The sequence below is a fragment of the Bradyrhizobium guangxiense genome, assembly GCF_004114915.1.
Taxonomy (GTDB): Bacteria; Pseudomonadota; Alphaproteobacteria; order Rhizobiales; family Xanthobacteraceae; genus Bradyrhizobium; species Bradyrhizobium guangxiense.
The window spans coordinates 1,062,896-1,081,442 of record NZ_CP022219.1; the positions used below are offsets into that span (position 1 = coordinate 1,062,896).

General features: G+C 64.8%; 15 protein-coding genes. All 15 read left to right on the top strand.

Annotated features, from left to right (window positions below; all coding sequences use genetic code 11):
• Positions 1–2: 2 nt before the first annotated feature.
• On the top strand, positions 3–1,259 hold the full coding sequence (locus X268_RS05100) for a molybdopterin molybdotransferase MoeA (RefSeq protein WP_128923913.1): 1,257 nt from the start codon (positions 3–5) through the stop codon (positions 1,257–1,259).
• Between the two features lie 45 nt (positions 1,260–1,304).
• Positions 1,305–1,538: a sulfurtransferase TusA family protein gene (locus X268_RS05105; RefSeq protein WP_028142272.1), complete on the top strand. Its 234-nt coding sequence runs from the start codon at positions 1,305–1,307 to the stop codon at positions 1,536–1,538.
• Positions 1,539–1,664: 126 nt separating this feature from the next.
• The gene (locus X268_RS05110) at positions 1,665–3,098 is read left to right on the top strand and encodes a sigma-54-dependent transcriptional regulator (protein ID WP_128923914.1); all 1,434 of its coding nucleotides are present in this window, start codon (positions 1,665–1,667) and stop codon (positions 3,096–3,098) included.
• The gene (locus X268_RS05115) at positions 3,091–5,115 is read left to right on the top strand and encodes a sensor histidine kinase (RefSeq protein ID WP_128923915.1); all 2,025 of its coding nucleotides are present in this window, start codon (positions 3,091–3,093) and stop codon (positions 5,113–5,115) included. The genes X268_RS05110 and X268_RS05115 overlap by 8 nt, the downstream gene beginning before the upstream one ends.
• Positions 5,116–5,457: 342 nt before the next feature.
• A complete protein-coding gene (locus X268_RS05120) occupies positions 5,458–7,110 on the top strand; it encodes an OFA family MFS transporter (protein ID WP_128923916.1) in 1,653 nt (550 codons plus the stop codon).
• An 83-nt stretch (positions 7,111–7,193) separates the two neighbouring features.
• On the top strand, positions 7,194–7,478 hold the full coding sequence (locus X268_RS05125; protein ID WP_128923917.1) for a hypothetical protein: 285 nt from the start codon (positions 7,194–7,196) through the stop codon (positions 7,476–7,478).
• A 300-nt stretch (positions 7,479–7,778) separates the two neighbouring features.
• Positions 7,779–9,482 carry an NADH-ubiquinone oxidoreductase-F iron-sulfur binding region domain-containing protein gene (locus X268_RS05130; RefSeq protein WP_128923918.1) on the top strand — a complete coding sequence of 568 codons (1,704 nt, stop codon included), beginning with the start codon at positions 7,779–7,781 and terminating at the stop codon, positions 9,480–9,482.
• Positions 9,479–12,247, top strand: a complete 2,769-nt coding sequence (fdhF, locus tag X268_RS05135) for a formate dehydrogenase subunit alpha (protein WP_128923919.1) — start codon at positions 9,479–9,481, stop codon at positions 12,245–12,247. Before X268_RS05130 ends, fdhF begins: the two co-directional genes overlap by 4 nt.
• 325 nt (positions 12,248–12,572) lie before the next feature.
• Positions 12,573–13,046 carry a Cys-tRNA(Pro) deacylase gene (ybaK, locus tag X268_RS05140; protein WP_128923920.1) on the top strand — a complete coding sequence of 158 codons (474 nt, stop codon included), beginning with the start codon at positions 12,573–12,575 and terminating at the stop codon, positions 13,044–13,046.
• Between the two features lie 18 nt (positions 13,047–13,064).
• On the top strand, positions 13,065–14,150 hold the full coding sequence (locus X268_RS05145) for a HupE/UreJ family protein (RefSeq protein WP_128923921.1): 1,086 nt from the start codon (positions 13,065–13,067) through the stop codon (positions 14,148–14,150).
• A gap of 179 nt (positions 14,151–14,329) precedes the next feature.
• Positions 14,330–14,773, top strand: a complete 444-nt coding sequence (locus X268_RS05150) for a hypothetical protein (protein WP_128923922.1) — start codon at positions 14,330–14,332, stop codon at positions 14,771–14,773.
• Entirely contained in the window at positions 14,770–15,627 is an 858-nt protein-coding gene (locus X268_RS05155) for an alpha/beta fold hydrolase (RefSeq protein ID WP_128923923.1), read from the top strand. Before X268_RS05150 ends, X268_RS05155 begins: the two co-directional genes overlap by 4 nt.
• 16 nt (positions 15,628–15,643) lie before the next feature.
• Positions 15,644–16,840 (top strand): ABC transporter substrate-binding protein, encoded by a 1,197-nt coding sequence (locus tag X268_RS05160; RefSeq protein ID WP_128923924.1) that lies wholly within the window; start codon positions 15,644–15,646, stop codon positions 16,838–16,840.
• A gap of 61 nt (positions 16,841–16,901) precedes the next feature.
• On the top strand, positions 16,902–17,783 hold the full coding sequence (locus X268_RS05165; protein ID WP_128923925.1) for an NAD(P)-dependent oxidoreductase: 882 nt from the start codon (positions 16,902–16,904) through the stop codon (positions 17,781–17,783).
• Positions 17,784–17,791: 8 nt separating this feature from the next.
• Positions 17,792–18,547 (top strand): IclR family transcriptional regulator, encoded by a 756-nt coding sequence (locus tag X268_RS05170; protein WP_128923926.1) that lies wholly within the window; start codon positions 17,792–17,794, stop codon positions 18,545–18,547.

The following is an 18,547-nucleotide window of genomic DNA, read 5'->3' on the forward strand; positions in this document are numbered from 1 at the left end:
CCATGGCGCAACTCTCGGACGATTGCTTTGCCTTCGGCGGCCCGATGATGTCGGTCGACGAGGCCGTTGGTCTCATCACGACGCGCGTCAATGCGATCGTCGATCTGGAAACGGTGGCGCTCATCGACGCAGACGGGCGCGTGCTGGCGCGCGACGTCGCCGCGCCGCTGCCGTTGCCGCCCTTCACCAACTCGGCCGTCGACGGCTACGCCGTACGCACCGCCGATCTTCCTGTTAGCGTGGGGCAGGCGTTCCCGCTTGACGGCCGCATTCAAGCCGGTGGGCTTGCACAGGCACCGATCAAACCTGGTCACACCGCGCGCATCTTCACGGGCGCGCCGATGCCGCCCGGCGCGGAGACCGTCTTCATGCAGGAAGATGTCCGCGTCGACGAGACCGGCAAGATCGTGCTGCCGCCCGGGCTGAAGGCTGGCGCCAATGTCCGGCCTGCAGGCGAGGACATTCCCCAAGGACATGTCGCGCTGCGCGCCGGTCAGCGCTTGCGGCCGCAGCACGTCGCGCTCGCCGCGGCCTTCGGGCTGACTCGGCTTGATGTGGTCAGACGCATTCGCGTTGCCGTGTTCTCGACCGGCGACGAGCTGGCTTCCCCTGGCGAGCCACGGGCGGCCTCGCAGCTGTTCGATTCCAACCGTTTCATGCTGATGGCGATGCTTCGCCGGCTCGGTTGCGAGGTCAGCGATCTCGGCATTCTGCGCGACGAGCGGACGTCGCTTGCGAATGGCCTGAAGCAGGTTGCAGGCCGGCACGACCTGATCCTGACCACCGGCGGGGTTTCGACCGGCGAGGAAGACCACGTCAAGGCGGCGGTCGAGAGCATCGGCTCGCTGGTGCTATGGCGGGTGGCGATCAAGCCCGGCCGGCCCGTGGCGATGGGTATCATCGACGGCACGCCGCTGATCGGATTGCCCGGCAATCCCGTTGCAAGTTTCGTCACGTTCGTCCATGTGGTGCGGCCGACGGTGTTGGCGCTGGTGGGCGGCCTGCCGGAGCCGTTGACGCCCATCCCGTTACGTGCCGCGTTTACTTACAAGAAGAAGGCGGGCCGGCGTGAATATGTGCGAGCTTCGCTGCGACGCGCGCAGGACGGCGGGCTCGAGGCGATCAAGTTTCCGCGCGAGGGAGCGGGGCTGTTGTCCTCGCTGGTCGAGACCGACGGCTTGGTCGAACTCGTCGAGAGTGTCACGGCGGTCGAGCCTGGGCAGCAGGTAAGCTTCCTGTCCTACGCCGGTCTGCTCTAAAGACTCTGCGTTGACGCCATCGCCTGCTCCCGCCATGTTGCGTTCATGACCAGAACGACGCTCGATCTCACCGGACTGAAATGCCCGCTGCCCGCCCTCAAGACGCGCAAGGCGCTCAAGCCTCTGCAGCCGGGCGATCAGCTCGAGGTTCACTGCACCGATCCCTTGTCGGTGATTGACATTCCGAACCTGATTCGCGAGACCGGCGACAAGGTCGAGATCACCGAGCGCAACGAGGCGCGCATCGTGTTCCTGGTCGAAAAGAGCGACGCCCCGTAGAAAGGCGAATGTTCACGGCGGTAACGTTTGACTATGCTGCCCCCACGGGGGGACGGCCGGAGTTTCGCTGCAATGCGAAAGGCGCCGACTATTGCGGTGGATGATCTCAAACCTAAGACGTCGGGCATGACACTCTCAACACCGAGGGCAAGCGCAGGCGCAGGTCCCGCTGTGGGGCGCGAGCCTGCCGTCAAGCTCGGCAAGACGGCTGCAGGGCCGGAGTTCGGCGTGCTGGCGCAGGCCTCCATCCTGATCGTCGACGACGAGCCGGGCATGCGGAATTTCCTGGTGCGCACGCTTGCGCCGCGCTGCAAGCTGGTGGACGAGGCGGCCGATACCGACCAGGCCTCGCGCAAGCTCGATTCCAACCGCTACGACGTCGTCATTCTCGACAACATCATGCCCGGCAAGAACGGCGTCGATTGGCTCGCCGAGCAGCGCGCCGTCGGCTTTTTCGCCGACGCCATCCTGATCACCGCCTATGCCGACCTCGACACCGCGATCCAGGCCCTGCGCGCCGGTGCGGCCGATTTCGTGCTCAAGCCGTTCCGCTCCAACCAGATCCTCAACGCGGTGGCACGATGCCTCGATCGTGTCCGCCTCCAGCGCGAGAATTACGTCCTGCGCTATGCCTTGCGTGCCTCGTCCGACCGCACCTTCCTGCGCGACAATCTGATCGGGCAGTCGGCAGCGACGCTGCGCGTGCGCGAGACCATCGCGCGCGTCGCGTGCCTGCCGACCTCGGTTCTCCTCACCGGTGCATCCGGCACCGGCAAGGAAGTGGCGGCGCGCTCGATCCACTCGCTGTCCGACCGTGCCGACAAGCCCTTCGTGCCCGTGAATTGCGCGGCGATCCCGCCCGAGATGATCGAGGCCGAGCTGTTCGGACACATCAAGGGCGCCTTCACCGGCGCCGATTCCGGGCGCGAAGGCCTGTTCCTGTATGCGCATGGCGGCACGCTGTTCCTCGACGAGATCGGGGAGCTGCCGCCGCCGATGCAGAGCAAGCTGCTCCGCGTGCTTGAGGATCGCCGCGTCCGCCCGGTCGGCTCCGAGCGCGAAGTTCCGGTGGACCTGCGCTTCGTGTTCGCGACCAATGCCGAGCTTCAGAAGGAGGTCGAGAAGGGCCGCTTCGGAGCCGATCTGTTCTACCGGCTCAACGTGATGCAGATTCATCTGCCTCTTCTGAAGGATCGCGGCGACGACGTGCAGGAGCTTGCCGCCATCTTCATGAGCAAGCTGTCGGCTCAGCTCGGCATGCCGCCGGTGCCGATCGATGCCTCGGTGCGCACGGCGCTCGCGAGCTACGACTGGCCGGGCAATGTGCGCGAGCTGCGTAATCTGATCGAGCGCACGCTGATCCTCGGCGCCTTTCCCGACGACTTCGCCGGTCCCCGCAATGACGGCCAGTCGGCGCCTGCCGACAGTCTCGCTGAGCTCGAGCGCCGTCACATTCTCGGCGTGCTGAAGGAGGTCAATGGCAATCGCGAGGAGGCGGCTCGGCGCCTCGGTATCTCGCGCAAGACCATCGACCGCAAATGCGCGTTGTGGGATGTCTGATGCTGCCGGCCGCAGCGAGGAGCCGGTGCGGGGACGCTCCGTCCGCTTCCGGCTGCTCGCGATCGCTCTGCTGCCGATGCTGGTCATCCTGCCGCTCCTGCTCGGCGTTGCGATCTATCGCTGGAACGCGAAATTCGACGCGACCCTGATCTCCAAGGTGAACGGCGATCTCACCATCGCCCACCAATATCTGGCCCGCATCCTGGAAAAGACCGGCGTCCAGGTCCGGGCGCTCAGCCTGTCGGCCCGCTTCCACGAGGTGCTGGCGCCTGATGCGCACGGCTCCCTGCGGGATCTGCTCGACGAGACCCGCAAGGAAATCGGTCTCGATTTCCTGTATTTGACCAACAGTCGCGGCGACGTCCTGGCCTCGTCGCCGCCGCTGCAACATCAGCCGCGGAGCGACTGGCCGATCATCGCGTCGGCGCTGTCAGGCCAGGTCTCTGCAACGGGCGTCGATATTTTCGGCAATGATGAGCTCGCCGCCATTTCGCCGGCGCTGGCCGAGCGCGCGCGACTGGATCTCGTGCCGACCCCGAACGCGGTGCCGACCGACCGCAGCACGGAGACGCGCGGCATGGTCGTGCATGCGGCGAGCAGGGCGATGCTGCCTGACGGCGGCGCCGCTGCGCTGGTCGGCGGCACGCTGCTCAACCAGAATCTCGAATTCATCGACACGATCAACGATCTCGTCTATCGCGCCGCGAGCCTGCCGGAGGGCAGCCAGGGCACCGCGACGCTGTTCCTGGACGACGTGCGGATATCGACCAATGTCCGTCTGTTCGAGGGAAGGCGCGCGCTTGGCACGCGCGTGTCGGCGGCGGTGCGCTCGGCCGTGCTGGGCGAGGGGCACACCTGGCTCGACAGCGCTTTCGTGGTCAACGACTGGTACATCTCCGCCTACGAGCCGCTGGTCGACAGCTACGGCAAGCGGGTCGGCATGCTCTATGTCGGCTTTCTGGAGAAGCCGTTCAGCGAGGCCAAATACCAGACATTGGTGATCATCATCGCAGCGTTCATCGCGATCACCGCCGCGACCGTTCCGATCTTCCTGCGCTGGGCGACCTCCATCTTCATGCCGCTGGAGCGCGTTACCGCGACGATCACCGAGGTGGAGCGCGGCAACCTGTCCGCCCGCACCAAGATGCCGGTGTTGGGTGACGAGATCGGCCGCGTCGCGGTTCATCTCGACAGCTTGCTCGACCAGATCCAGGAGCGCGACCGACAGCTCCGGGAATGGAACGAGGAGCTGAACGCCCGCGTGCTGGAGCGCACCCGCGACCTCGAGCACGCCAATCTCAAGCTCGAGGCAACGACCAAGCAACTCATCATGTCCGAGAAGCTGGCTGCAATTGGCGAGATCACTGCCGGTGTCGCGCACGAGATCAACAATCCGATCGCGGTGATGCAGGGCAATCTCGACGTCATCCGCAGCGTGTTCGGAGCCGATGCCGACAAGGCGAAGGTCGAGTTTCGCCTGCTCGACGAACAGATCCACCGCATCAGCCAGATCGTGACCAAGCTGCTGCAGTTTGCGCGGCCGGAGGAATATGCCGGCTATGTCGAGCGCCATGCGCCGGCAAGCGTGATCTCCGACTGCCTGCCGCTGGTGCAGCATCTCCTGAACAAGACCGATATCGCCGTGGTCAGGGACGACCGCGCCAACCGCCTCGTGCTGATGAACCGCAACGAGCTGCAGCAGGTCCTGGTCAATCTCATCGTCAACGCGATCCACGCCATGCCGGACGGCGGAACCCTGACGCTCCGTTCCTTCGATGCCGAGCGCGAGGGCCGTCAAGGCGTCGTCATCGAGGTCGCCGACACCGGCATTGGCATGAGCACCGAGGTGATCGAGAAGATATTCGATCCCTTCTACACCACGAAGCGGCGGCAAGGGACCGGACTCGGCCTCTCCATCAGCCAGACGCTGATCAAGCGCCAGGGCGGGCAGATCACGGCCGAAAGCCAACTCGGTTCCGGGAGCACGTTCACGGTGTGGCTGCCGGAAGCCACCTGATTGGACATTTTGTCCCGGGATCTGGGACATTCTGTCCGACGCAGCACATTGCACTGCGGGAAGTCGTTGAATCGTCACGATGCGACTTCTGGCACGCGCGTTGCTCACCTCGAGACAGGGTGTTGAGGGGGATGAGGGCGCGATAGCCGTCACGGCAACGCTGTTTGCGGAGCGAAGGGACATCGCCCGCGGTCAGTTGCTTGCTCGGCGCATACGAGGCGATGCGCACCGGATGATTCCACTTCGGCATGAAATCCGACCTGTCATGCGCGGCTGCCAAGCACGCGCAGGACCGGTCTCAAACTGATGTGCCGGCAAGGCCGCGCGTGGGAGGTAATGCTTATGACGACTGCCGAAACCGTTTATGCACCGCTTGGTGCTTCCGGCTTGCTGGATCGTGAACGCACGATCGCGAAGGCCGGTTTCAATCGCTGGCTGGTGCCGCCGGCTGCGCTGTGCATCCATCTCTGCATCGGCATGGCCTACGGGTTCTCGGTGTTCTGGCTGCCGCTGTCGCGCGCGATCGGCATCTCGCAGAGCAAGGCCTGCCCCGACATCTCGCTGTGGCAGGAGCTCTTCACCACGACTTGCGACTGGAAGGTCGCAAGTCTCGGCTGGATGTACACGTTGTTCTTCGTCCTGCTCGGTGTCTCTGCCGCGATTTGGGGCGGCTGGCTCGAGCGTGCCGGACCGCGCAAGGCCGGCTTCGTTGCCGCGCTTTGCTGGGGCGGCGGCCTCCTGATCGGGGCTTTCGGAGTCTATATCCACCAACTCTGGATCATGTGGCTCGGGGCCGGCGTCATCGGCGGCGTCGGCCTCGGCCTCGGCTACATCTCGCCGGTGTCGACGCTGATCAAATGGTTTCCCGATCGCCGCGGCATGGCGACGGGCATGGCCATCATGGGCTTTGGCGGTGGGGCGATGATCGGTGCGCCGCTCGCCAATCTCTTGATCAATTACTTCAAGAGCACGAGCGACGTCGGCGTGTGGCAGACCTTCGTCGTGATGGGGGTGATCTACTTCATCTTCATGACGATCGGCGCCTTTTCGTATCGGGTGACGCCCCCCGGCTGGCAGCCCGACGGCTGGACGCCGCCGAGCGAGAAGAAGTCGATGATCACCGAGCACCATGTGCACCTCAAAAACGCGCACAAGACGCCGCAATTCTGGCTGATCTGGTGGGTGCTCTGCTTGAACGTCTCGGCGGGGATCGGTGTGATCGGCATGGCCTCGCCCATGCTCCAGGAGATCTTCGCCGGCAAGCTGATCGGCCATCCGGACCTGACCTTCAGCCAGCTTTCGGTCGAGCAGAAGGCTGCGATCGCGGCGATCGCCGCCGGATTTGCCGGCCTGCTGTCGCTGTTCAATATCGGCGGCCGGTTCTTCTGGGCCTCGATGTCGGACCTGATGGGTCGCAAGAACACCTACTACACGTTCTTCATCCTCGGCATCGCACTCTACGCGCTGGCCCCCACCTTCGCGGCGATGGGCTCGAAGCTGCTGTTCGTGCTCGGCTTCGGCATCATCCTGTCGATGTATGGCGGCGGTTTCGCCACGGTGCCGGCCTATCTTGCCGACATGTTCGGAACCCAGTTCGTCGGCGCCATCCACGGCCGCCTGCTGACGGCCTGGTCGACGGCCGGCATCATCGGTCCCGTGGTGGTCAACTACATCCGCGAGTTCCAGCTCGCCGCCGGCGTGCCCCGCGACCAGCTCTACAACACGACGATGTACATCCTGTGCGCCATGCTGATCGCCGGTCTGATCTGCAACTACATGATCAAGCCGGTGGATCCGAAGTGGAACATGAGCCACGAGGAGGTCGCCAGATTGCAGGCGGCCAGCGCCAAGAGCGAGGCGTCGATCCAGCACGGCTCGTTCGGCATCGGCAAGGGCGGGCTCGACGCCAAGGCGGCGTTGTTCTGGGCCTTCGTCGGCGTGCCGCTCGCCTGGGGCGTCTGGAAGACGCTGGAGAGCGCGGTCAAGATCTTCTGATCGCACATTCATCGCGAGCGGGAGCGCACCATGCGCGCTCCCGCTGCTCATTCAATTGTCTCAAGATTACTCGGGGAAATTCGATGGTTCGTAAACTCGCTTGTGCCGCCGCCATGCTGCTCATCATCGGCGCGCTGCAATCCGCATCCGCACAGACCGCGGCGCCACCGGCCGCAACGCCGCCCGCCGCGATGACCGAGGCCAAGCCCGGCAAGATCAAGCTGACCGCGCAGAAGCTCAAGGACATGAAGGCCAAGTGGAGCGCCAACAAGCCGAAGCTTAAGGAGTGCCGCAAGGACGTGAAGGCCAAGGGCCTCGCGGGCGACGATCGCTGGTTCTATATCGAGGAGTGCATGGGCAAGAGCTGACCTGTCAGCGCCGGGGCGTGGAGGGTATCTGCAGCCTCGGAGCTGAAGCTCGATACGATTTCGCTATCGCAGCATAGGAAGCCTTTATTGATCTCTGGATCAATTCAGGCTTCGCTCTATCAATTGGCGCGTTGAACCAACGTCAGGCCCGCGCCCGGGGCAGCAGCGATCCAGGGCTGCTCCCTCGGCTGCTCTTGGACGGCGCTTAACTGTTTCCGCGAGCACGATAATTTGCTTGGCATCTGGCATGCCAGAGGCTAGAACTGGAGCCGTTCTAAAAGACGAGATCGAGACGAATCGATGAGCCACGACGTGCACAAGGTCCGCCCGTTCGAGCATCCCGGCGAAGGGCGCCGGCGCGCCAAGGCCACGCCCAAGGGGCGGCAGGTCGATCCCACCGCGGCGCACGAGATCGAGCAGCTGCTCGGCGACAAGCCGCGGCGGCGTGATCTCTTGATCGAATATCTGCACCTGATCCAGGACAAATATCACCAGATCTCGGCCGCGCATCTCGCCGCGCTGGCCGACGAGATGAAGCTTGCCTTCGCGGAAGTGTTCGAGACGGCGACGTTCTACGCGCATTTCGACGTGGTGAAGGAGGGCGAGCCGGATATCGCCCCGTTGACGATCCGGGTCTGCGACTCGCTCACCTGCGCGATGCTCGGCGGCGAGAAGCTGCTCGAGGATTTGCAGAGCGCGTCGGGACCCGGCATCCGCGTCGTGCGGGCGCCCTGCGTCGGCCGCTGCGACACAGCCCCGGCAGCCGAGGTCGGGCACAATTTCATCGACCGCGCGACCGTCGCCAACGTCATGGCGGCCGCGAAAGCCGGTGACACTCACGCCCATCTGCCCGACCATATCGGCTACAACGCCTATGTCGCCGGCGGCGGCTACAAGCTGCTGGGCCGCCTGCGTTCGGGCGAATTGTCCACGGACGATCTGCTGAAGGCGCTCGACGACGCCTCGCTGCGCGGCCTTGGCGGCGCCGGCTTCCCCACGGGGCGCAAATGGCGCGCCGTGCTCGGCGAGCCCGGCCCGCGGCTGATGGCCATCAATGGCGACGAGGGCGAGCCCGGCACGTTCAAGGACCGTGTCTATCTCGAAAGCGATCCGCATCGCTTCATCGAGGGCATGCTGATCGGCGCACATGTGGTGCAGGCCTCCGACGTCTACATCTATCTGCGTGACGAATATCCGGCCTCGCGCGAGATCCTCGAGCGCGAGATCGCAAAGCTCCCGCCGGGCGGTCCGACGCTGCACATGCGCCGCGGCGCCGGTGCCTATATCTGCGGCGAGGAATCCTCGCTGCTCGAAAGCATCGAGGGCAAGCGCGGACTGCCCCGGCACAAACCGCCTTACCCGTTCCAGGTCGGCCTGTTCGGCCTGCCGACGCTGATCAACAACATCGAGACGCTGTGGTGGGTGCGCGACATCGTCGAGAAGGGCGCCGACTGGTGGAAGGGCAACGGTCGCCACGACCGTCATGGCCTGCGCAGCTTCTCGGTCTCGGGCCGCGTCAAGAATCCCGGCATGAAGCTGGCTCCCGCCGGTATCACCATTCGCGAATTGATCGACGAATATTGCGGCGGCATGGCCGACGGCCATCAGTTCTACGCCTATCTTCCGGGCGGTGCGTCCGGCGGCATCCTGCCCGCCTCGATGGATGACATCCCGCTCGATTTCGGCACGCTCGAGAAATACGGCTGCTTCATCGGCTCGGCCGCGGTCGTGGTCCTGTCGCAAAAGGACAGCGTGCGCGCGGCCGCATTGAACCTGATGAAGTTCTTCGAGGACGAGAGCTGCGGCCAGTGCACGCCGTGTCGGGTCGGAACCCAGAAGGCGGCGTTGCTGATGCAGAAGCCGGTCTGGAACCGGGCATTGCTGGAAGAATTGAGCCAGGCGATGCGCGACGCCTCGATCTGCGGGCTCGGACAGGCGGCATCGAATCCGCTGTCCTCCGTGATCAAATATTTCCCTGACGAGTTCAAGGAAGCGGCCGAATGACGAAGATTACGTTCGAACTCGACGGCAAGCAGGTCGAGGCCAATCCCGGCGAGACGATCTGGCAAGTCGCAAAACGGCAAGGCCGCGACATCCCGCATCTGTGCTATTCGCCGGCGCCCGACTATCGCCCCGACGGCAATTGCCGCGCCTGCATGGTCGAGATCGAGGGCGAGCGCGTGCTGGCGGCCTCGTGCAAGCGCACACCGTCGGTCGGCATGAAGGTCAAGACCGAAAGCGCCCGTGCGACTGCGGCGCAGAAAATGGTGATGGAGCTGCTGGTCGCCGATCAGCCGGCGCGCGAGACCTCGCACGATCCGGATTCGAAATTCTGGCACTGGGCCGAGACCACGGGCGTCACCGAGAGCCGCTTCCCGGCCGCCGAGCGCTGGGCCACCGATGCCAGCCATCCGGCGATGCGCGTCAATCTCGATGCCTGCATCCAGTGCGGCCTGTGCGTGCGTGCCTGCCGCGAGGTCCAGGTCAACGACGTCATCGGCATGGCTTATCGCAATCATGGTTCGAAGATCGTGTTCGACTTCGACGATCCCATGGGCGAGTCCACCTGCGTCGCCTGCGGCGAATGCGTGCAGGCCTGCCCGACCGGTGCGCTGATGCCGGCCGTGATGCTGGACGACAAGCAGACCCGCGTCACCTATGCCGACAGGAAGGTGGACTCGCTCTGCCCGTTCTGCGGCGTCGGTTGCCAGGTCACCTATGAGGTCAAGGACGAGAAGGTGATCTATGCCGAGGGCCGCGACGGCCCCGCCAATCACAACCGTCTTTGCGTGAAGGGCCGCTTCGGCTTCGACTACATCCACCATCCGCATCGCCTGACAAAGCCGCTGGTGCGGCTGCCCAATGCGAAGAAGGACGCCAACGACCAGGTCGATCCGGCCAATCCCTTCACCCATTTCCGCGAGGCGAGTTGGGAGGAAGCGCTCGACATCGCCGCCAACGGTCTCGTCAAGATCCGCGACGAGAAAGGCGTGAAGGCGCTGGCCGGCTTCGGCTCGGCCAAGGGCTCGAACGAGGAGGCCTATCTGTTCCAGAAGCTGGTGCGCACCGGCTTCGGCTCCAACAACGTCGATCACTGCACCCGTCTGTGCCACGCTTCGTCGGTGGCGGCGCTGTTCGAAGGCCTGAGCTCGGGCGCGGTGTCGGCACCGTTCTCGGCCGCGATGGACGCCGAGGTCATCATCGTGATCGGCGCCAACCCGACCGTGAACCACCCGGTCGCGGCGACCTTCATCAAGAACGCCGTCAAGCAGAACGGCGCCAAGCTGTTCGTGATGGATCCGCGCCGGCAGACGCTGTCGCGCCACGCGACCAAGCATCTGCAGTTCAAGCCCGGCTCCGACGTCGCGATGCTGAATGCGATGATCAACACGATCATCACCGAGGGCCTCACCGACGACCAGTATATCGCCGGCTACACCGAGGGCTTCGAGGACCTCAAGGAGAAGATCAAGGAGTTCACGCCGGAGAAGATGGAGGCGATTTGTGGCATCCCCGCGCAGACGCTGCGCGAGGTGGCGCGCACCTATGCGCGGGCAAAATCGTCGATCATCTTCTGGGGCATGGGCATCAGCCAGCACGTCCACGGCACCGACAATGCCCGCTGCCTGATTGCGCTCGCGCTGATCACCGGTCAGGTTGGCCGTCCCGGCACCGGTCTGCATCCGCTGCGCGGCCAGAACAATGTGCAAGGCGCGTCCGACGCCGGCCTGATCCCGATGTTCCTGCCGGATTATCAGCCGGTGGGGCGCGATGATTTGCGCGGCAGCTTCGAAAAGCTCTGGCAGCAGGATCTCGATCCCGTTCGCGGCCTGACCGTGGTCGAGATCATGAACGCGATCCATGCCGGCGAGATCAAGGGCATGTATATCGAGGGTGAGAACCCCGCGATGTCCGATCCCGATCTCCAGCATGCCCGCGAAGCGCTCGCCATGCTGGATCACCTGGTGGTGCAGGATCTCTTCGTCACCGAGACCGCGTTCCACGCCGACGTCATCCTGCCGGCATCGGCCTTCGCGGAGAAGGAGGGCTCGTTCACCAATACCGATCGCCGCGTGCAGCTGGCCCGCCAGGTGATCAAGCCGCCGGGCGATGCGCGGCAGGATCTCTGGATCATTCAGGAGATCGGCAAGCGCATGGGCCTGCCGTGGAATTATGCCGGTCCCGGCGACGTCTATACGGAGATGGCAGAGCTGATGCCGTCGCTGAAGAACATCAGCTGGGAGCGGCTGGGGCGCGAAGGCGCCGTCACCTATCCAGCCGACGATCCGAACAAACCCGGCAACGAGATCATCTTCACCACGGGCTTCCCGACCGCGAGCGGCCGCGGCAAGATCGTGCCGGCGAAGGTCATTCCGCCGGACGAGATTCCGGACGACGAATATCCGATGGTGCTCTCGACCGGCCGCGTGCTGGAGCATTGGCACACCGGCTCGATGACGCGCCGCGCGCAGGTGCTGGACCAGATCGAGCCGGAGGCGGTCGCCTTCATGTCGCCGAAGGACATGCACAAGAAGAAGCTCGCGCCGGGCGATTTCATCCGCCTGGAGACCCGCCGCGGCGCCGTCGAGGTCAAGGTCCGCTCCGACCGCGACGTGCCCGAGAACATGGTGTTCATGCCGTTCTGCTACGCGGAGGCGGCGGCCAACCTGCTGACCAACCCGGCGCTCGACCCGTTCGGCAAGATCCCGGAGTTCAAGTTCTGCGCCGTACGGGCCGAGCGTGCGGAGATGCGGGACGCGGCGGAGTAGGGCTCCTCTCAGCGGAGTTCGGCGGCATGGCGCTCCCACACTCCGCTGTTGCCATCCGGCACGAGACTCGTCGCAGCAAGGGCTGTCATGCCCCGGCTTGACCGGGGCATCCAGTACGCCGCGGCGGATGCTGTGAGAGCGAGCTCTCCAATGCTGGCCTGTGGAATACTGGATCCCCCGGTCAAGCCGGGCGATGACGCCGAGAGTTTGGCGGGGCATAGCCGCCAAGCTGCCATTGCGAGCGAAGCAATCCAGACTGCCTCACCGGGGATTCTGGATTGCTTCGTCGCTTCGCTCCGCGCCATGACGGTGGTAAATACCGTCCATGTCCAAAGTCACCCCGGCCACCCGGGCACTCACAGCCGCCGGTGTTGCCTTCACCGTCCATGCCTACGACTACGATCCCGACGCCGAGAGCATCGGCCTTCAGGCCGCGGCCGCGCTTGGTGAGGATCCGGCGCGTGTCCTCAAGACGCTGATGGCGCTGGTGGACAGCAAGCCGGTCTGCGTCGTCGTTCCCTCCGACCAGGAAGTCTCGATGAAGAAGCTCGCCGCTGCCGTCGGCGGCAAGTCGGCGCAGATGATGAAGCCGCCCGAAGCCGAGCGCGTTACCGGCTACAAGGTCGGCGGCATCAGCCCGTTCGGGCAGCGCAAGCGGGTCGGCACCGTGATCGAGCAGAGCGCGCTGGCGCATGATCTGGTCTATCTCAATGGCGGCCAGCGCGGCCTGCAGGTTCGGCTGAGCCCCACCGACGTGCGGGACGTCGTGAAAGCGGCCGTCGCGGATGTGCTGGCGTGACGGCAATGGAGCGGGATCATGAGGCGGCCGCACTGGTGGCGGCTCCTGGTCCTGCTCGCAATCTGCCTGCCGGCTGAGGCGCATCAAATCAACCTCGTCACCGTGCGCGTGGCGCTGACCCCCGACCGCACGGTGAGCGTTGAGCTCGGATTGAAGGGCAGCGACGTCGATCGCCTGATCGGCACGAAGGTCTATGACGCCAGGCAGGACGCGGTGGATCCGGCCGCGGTCGAAGCGGCCAGGGCTGCAATCCTGGCCTATTTCGACAGGCATTTGGCCGTGACGGGTGGGGGTGCGGCCTGCCGGCCGAACGATGCGGCGATCCTGCCTGATGGGGACGGCATCGTCTATCGTAACAGCTTCACCTGCGCGGATGCCGCCGGGAGCATCGTTTACCGCTCCACCGTGCTGACCGAGAGAGACAAGGCTGCGCGCCAGGTGGTGCTGATCGCGCAGGGCAAGTCCGAGATGCAGGCCTTGCTCGATGCCGAGATGACGACCGTCATACTCTCGGCAGCGCCGCCATCGCTGTTCTCGACCATGTGGCGCTATCTCGTCACCGGCGTCGAGCACATCTTTCTCGGTTACGACCACATCGCATTTCTGCTTGCCGTGGTGCTGTGGGCGAGACGGCTCATTCCCGTCGTCAAGATCGTGACGGCCTTCACGGTCGCCCATTCTTTCACTTTGTCGCTAGCTGCGCTGGATCTCCTCGTGATCCCGAGCCGCGTCGTGGAGCCTGCGATCGCGGCCTCGATCGTGTTCGTGGCGGCCGAGAATTTCTTTTCGCGTGACGTCGACAGGCGCTGGCGCGTGGCTTTCCTGTTCGGACTGGTCCATGGCTTCGGCTTCGCCGGTGCGCTTCGCGAGGTCGGCCTGTCCCCGAACGCGGTGGTTCCGTCACTCGTCGCTTTCAACATCGGCGTCGAGATCGGACAGGTCGCGATTATCGCGGTCGCGCTGCCGATCCTCCATCTGGCCGATCAACTGAGTGCAAAGGATCGATCCGAGCCGGTGAGGGCGGCGGGACTGGTCTACACGCTGTCCGCGGTGATCGGCCTGCTGGGTGGGCATTGGCTGCTCGCGCGCATCTTCGAAGCCTGAAGTCCGAGCCGCGCCGCCGCCGCGCCAAGCCTCAAGGCTCCAGTGCCCGGCCACCTCCCGGCACGGCGTGACCCCATGAGTGCCGTGCACTTGAGTTCGCTCGCCAGCCCTGTATAGAAGTGTGTAAGAAATAGAATATTGTTCTGTCAGACAGAACAAGCCATGGGAGAGCGAAAACGATGGAATCCGAACGCGTCGGTCAAACCGACGGCCCGCCGGTGCCATTCACACCGGAGGCCGTCATCGCGACTTTCCAGACGATTCCCGAATTGCTGGCCCGCGACGAGATTCTCGCCGCCCGCGGCCGCTGGCTCGATGTCGACTGCCTGCTGGGCCCGAGCACGCAGCCATTTCACGTCGCAATCCGCGCCGGACGGATCGTGGACATGACGCCGGCCCCAGTGTTGATGCGTTCCTGGCGTTTCGCCTATCGCGCAACGCCAGCCGCGTTCGCCGCCCATTGGCAGAAGATGCCGCCGGCGGGCTGGCACGATCTCCTGGCGCTGACCAAGCGCGGGCAGGCGACCCTCGAAGGCGATCTGCACCCCTTCATGACGCATCTTCAGTATTTCAAGGATCTGCTGGCTCTGCCCCGGCGGAGCGGCTTTGGAGGTGCGTCATGAACGGTTATGTCGAGCCGATCGTCGGACGCTACGTGCATGCCGACATCGATGGCGAGATCAACCGGATCTATTTCGAGGAGAACGGCAGCGGCATTCCATTGGTCTGCCTCCACACCGCCGGCTCCGACGCGCGGCAATGGCGTCATCTGCTCGTGGATGACGAGTTCACCAAACATTTCCGCGTCATCGCTTTCGACATGCCCTGGCACGGCAAGTCCAATCCACCGGATAGCCGATATGGCAGCGAATACCGGCTGACCACGGCGAGCTACACCACGACGATTCGCGCGTTCTGCAGCGCGCTGGGGCTGGAGCGGCCGGTGGTGATGGGCTGCTCGATCGGTGGCCGTATCGTGCTCAATCTCGCCATCGAGCACGCGCGCGAATTCCGCGCCCTGATCGGGCTCGAGGCGGCGGACTTCCAGCAGCCCTGGTACGACACGGCCTGGCTGAACCGGCCAGACGTTCACGGCGGTGAGGTCTGCGCCGCCCTGGTGTCGGGCTTGATCGCGCCTGGTGGACCGGAGGCCGCGCGCGATGAGACGCTGTGGGGCTACAGGCAGGGTGGCCCCGGCATCTTTAAGGGCGACCTCTATTTCTATCGCGTCGATGGCGACCTGCGCGGACGCACCGGCAACATCGACGTCAACCAGTGCCCGCTCTACCTCCTGACCGGCGAATACGATTTCTCCTGTACGCCGGAGGATACGCTGCGCACCGCTGCCGGCATCCCCGGCGCAAAGGCGACCGTGATGGAGCGGCTCGGCCATTTTCCCATGAGCGAAAACCCAGACCAGTTCCGCCGCTATATCGCGCCGGTGCTGCAAGACATCCTCGATAAGCAAAAGTTGTAAACGGGAGGCGTGTGTTATGAAGTTGCGTTGGATGATGGCGGCTATTCTGGCCGTACAAGCGAGTGCTGCAGCTGCGGCCGACAACGTCATCAGGATCGGCGTGCTCAACGACCAGTCCGGCGTGTTCGCGGACAATGGCGGGCGCGGTTCGGTCGCAGCGGCGAAGCTCGCCGCGGAAGATTTCGGCAACGAGTTGCTCGGCAAGAAGATCGAGATCATCTCGGCCGACCACCAGAACAAGCCTGATATCGCTTCGGCCACCGCGCGCAAATGGTTCGACAATGAGGGCGTCGACATGATCGCGGACGGCGCGGCGTCCTCGGCCGGATTTGCCATCCTCGAAGTCGCCAAGCAGAAGAACAAGATCTTCGTCATCTCGGGACCCGGCTCATCCGATTTCACCGGAAAATCCTGCTCGCCGGTCAGCTTTCATTTCAACTACGACACCTATGCGCTGTCGAAACTGACCAGCGATGCGATCACGCGCGCCGGCGGCAAGACCTGGTACTTCGTGACCGCCGACTACGCGTTCGGCCACGCGCTTCAGCGCGATGCCACCAAGTTCATCGAGGCCGCCGGCGGCAAGGTGATCGGCTCGGCCGCGCATCCGCTCGGCACCGCCGATTTCGCCTCGTTCCTGTTGCAGGCGCAAGGCTCGAAGGCCGACGTCGTCGGCCTCGCGACATCAGGCGCGGATGTGCAGACCGCGATCAAGCAGGCCGGTGAGTTCGGCATCGTCGAGGGTGGCCAGAAGCTCGCCGGTCTTCTCGTCTTCATCACCGATGTGAATTCGCTCGGCCTCAAGGTTACCCAGGGCCTGCAGGTGACGACCTCGTTCTACTGGGACCTCAACGAGCAGACCCGTGCCTGGTCGAAGCGTTACGCCGGCCTGATGGACGGCAAGGTCGCGAGCATGGTGCAGGCCGGCGTCTATAGCGGCGTCCATCATTCCCTCGCCGCCGTGAAGGCAGCCGGCACCACCGACGCGACGGCCGTCGCCGCCAAGATGCACGAGCTGAAAGTCAACGACATGTACAACAAGGATGTCGCGATCCGCCCCGACGGGCGCGTGCTGCACACCATGTATCTGGTGCAGGTGAAGAAGCCGGAGGAATCCAAGTACAAGTTCGACTACTACCGGATTGTCAGCTCCAAGCCGGGCGAAGAGGTGTTCCGGCCGATGAGCGAAGGCGGCTGCCCGCTGGTCAAGTAACCGCGCCGGCCGGGCGGCCCGGTGGTCCGCCCGGCCAAGGGATTTCCAGGGAGAGTACGGAATGTCTGATTCGATTGGGTTCATCGGTCTCGGCGTCATGGGCGAGCCGATCTGTCGCAATCTGTTACGCAAGAGCGGACGAACGGTGCTTGCGTTCGACCTTGCCGCCGAGCCGCTGGCGCGGATCGTGGCTGACGGTGCGACCGCGGCAAGGTCGATCGGGGACGTCGTTGCCGGCGCAGAGACGATCTTCCTCTGCCTGCCCAGCGCCAGGCACGTGATGGCCGTCTTCGACGGCATCCTGCCGGTGATCAAGAGCGGCCAGGCCGTGATCGATCTCGGCACCTCCGATGTCGGCCAGACACGGGCGTTCGCCAAGCAGCTCGCCGCCAAGGGCGCGCTCTGGATCGATGCACCGATCGCACGCACCCGCCAGGCGGCGCAGGACGGCACGCTCAGCGTCATGGTCGGCGCGACGCCTGCGGAGTTCGCCGCCGTCGAGCCGCTGATCCGGCATTTCGCCACCGATGTCACGCTCTGTGGCGGGACCGGCGCGGGGCAGGGGACGAAGATCCTCAACAACATGGTGCTGTTCGAGACCGTCAACGCGCTCGCGGAGGCCGTCGCGCTCGCCAAGCACAGCGGCGTCGAGCCGAAGCTGCTGCTGGAGACGCTGTCCAAGGGCTCTGCGGACAGCTTTGCCTTGCGCAACCACGGCATGAAGGCGATCGTCGCCAAGGAGTTTCCGCTGCGCGCCTTCTCGACCGAATATGCAATGAAGGATCTCTCCTACGCGCTGGAGCTGAGCGCGCAGGCCGGGCTGAGCCTGCGCGGCGCGGCGCTGATGCGGGAGATCTTCCAGGAGACGATCGACAAGGGCATGGGCGATGCGTATTTTCCCGTCATCGCAAAGCTCATCGATCCCTCCGGATTTCCCCAATAGGAGACGACATGCCTTCGCCCGGCGTCGCAGCCGTCGATCGTGCTCTCAGCATTTTGGCGGCCTTCGAGGACGCGTCGGAGCCGATGACGCTGGCCGAGCTCGCCCGGCGGACCAAGATGTACAAAAGCACACTGCTGCGGCTGATGACGTCGCTGCAGGAGTTCGGCTATCTCGTGCAGTTCGCCGACGGCCGCTATCATCTCGGTCCGACGCCGTTCCGGCTCGGCGCGGTCTACCAGCGCAGCAACAATCTGCATGATCGGGTGATGCCGCTGCTGCGCCAGCTCGCGGCCGACGGGACCGAAAGCCCCTCGTTCCACGTGCGGCACGATGCCAAGCGCCGGCTGTGCGTCTTTCGCGTCGATTCCCAGCACTCGACGCTCGACCGGGTCGAGGCCGGCATGCTGCTGCCGCTGGACCGCGGTGCAGCCGGCCGGGTCATCCTCGCTTTCGACGGCGAAAAAGGCGAGGGCTATGACGAAATTCGCAAGGACTGCATTGCCATGTCGTTTGGCGAGCGCGATCCCGATTGCGCCGGGCTTGCCTGCCCGGTGTTCGGTCCCGGTGGCAAATGCGTCGGCGCCTTGTCGCTCTCGGGGCCCAAGCCGCGGTTCACGCGCGACAACATCAAGGTGATGACGTCGCTGCTGTTGAAGGCTGCCATCCGGCTGACGCGCGCGCTGGGCGGCCCGACGGAACCTCTCGATGCCGTGCCGGCCGCCGCGGCCGACGATGCGCGTCCTCCGCGCCGGGCAAGACGATAG

What these genes read in the sequence shown, in the direction of transcription:
- X268_RS05100 (WP_128923913.1), top strand. Translation starts at nt 3, where the DNA reads ATGGCGCAACTCTCGGACGATTGCTTTGCCTTCGGCGGCCCGATGATG.
- X268_RS05105 (WP_028142272.1), top strand. Translation starts at nt 1,305, where the DNA reads ATGACCAGAACGACGCTCGATCTCACCGGACTGAAATGCCCGCTGCCC.
- X268_RS05110 (WP_128923914.1), top strand. Translation starts at nt 1,665, where the DNA reads ATGACACTCTCAACACCGAGGGCAAGCGCAGGCGCAGGTCCCGCTGTG.
- X268_RS05115 (WP_128923915.1), top strand. Translation starts at nt 3,091, where the DNA reads ATGTCTGATGCTGCCGGCCGCAGCGAGGAGCCGGTGCGGGGACGCTCC.
- X268_RS05120 (WP_128923916.1), top strand. Translation starts at nt 5,458, where the DNA reads ATGACGACTGCCGAAACCGTTTATGCACCGCTTGGTGCTTCCGGCTTG.
- X268_RS05125 (WP_128923917.1), top strand. Translation starts at nt 7,194, where the DNA reads ATGGTTCGTAAACTCGCTTGTGCCGCCGCCATGCTGCTCATCATCGGC.
- X268_RS05130 (WP_128923918.1), top strand. Translation starts at nt 7,779, where the DNA reads ATGAGCCACGACGTGCACAAGGTCCGCCCGTTCGAGCATCCCGGCGAA.
- fdhF (WP_128923919.1), top strand. Translation starts at nt 9,479, where the DNA reads ATGACGAAGATTACGTTCGAACTCGACGGCAAGCAGGTCGAGGCCAAT.
- ybaK (WP_128923920.1), top strand. Translation starts at nt 12,573, where the DNA reads ATGTCCAAAGTCACCCCGGCCACCCGGGCACTCACAGCCGCCGGTGTT.
- X268_RS05145 (WP_128923921.1), top strand. Translation starts at nt 13,065, where the DNA reads ATGAGGCGGCCGCACTGGTGGCGGCTCCTGGTCCTGCTCGCAATCTGC.
- X268_RS05150 (WP_128923922.1), top strand. Translation starts at nt 14,330, where the DNA reads ATGGAATCCGAACGCGTCGGTCAAACCGACGGCCCGCCGGTGCCATTC.
- X268_RS05155 (WP_128923923.1), top strand. Translation starts at nt 14,770, where the DNA reads ATGAACGGTTATGTCGAGCCGATCGTCGGACGCTACGTGCATGCCGAC.
- X268_RS05160 (WP_128923924.1), top strand. Translation starts at nt 15,644, where the DNA reads ATGAAGTTGCGTTGGATGATGGCGGCTATTCTGGCCGTACAAGCGAGT.
- X268_RS05165 (WP_128923925.1), top strand. Translation starts at nt 16,902, where the DNA reads ATGTCTGATTCGATTGGGTTCATCGGTCTCGGCGTCATGGGCGAGCCG.
- X268_RS05170 (WP_128923926.1), top strand. Translation starts at nt 17,792, where the DNA reads ATGCCTTCGCCCGGCGTCGCAGCCGTCGATCGTGCTCTCAGCATTTTG.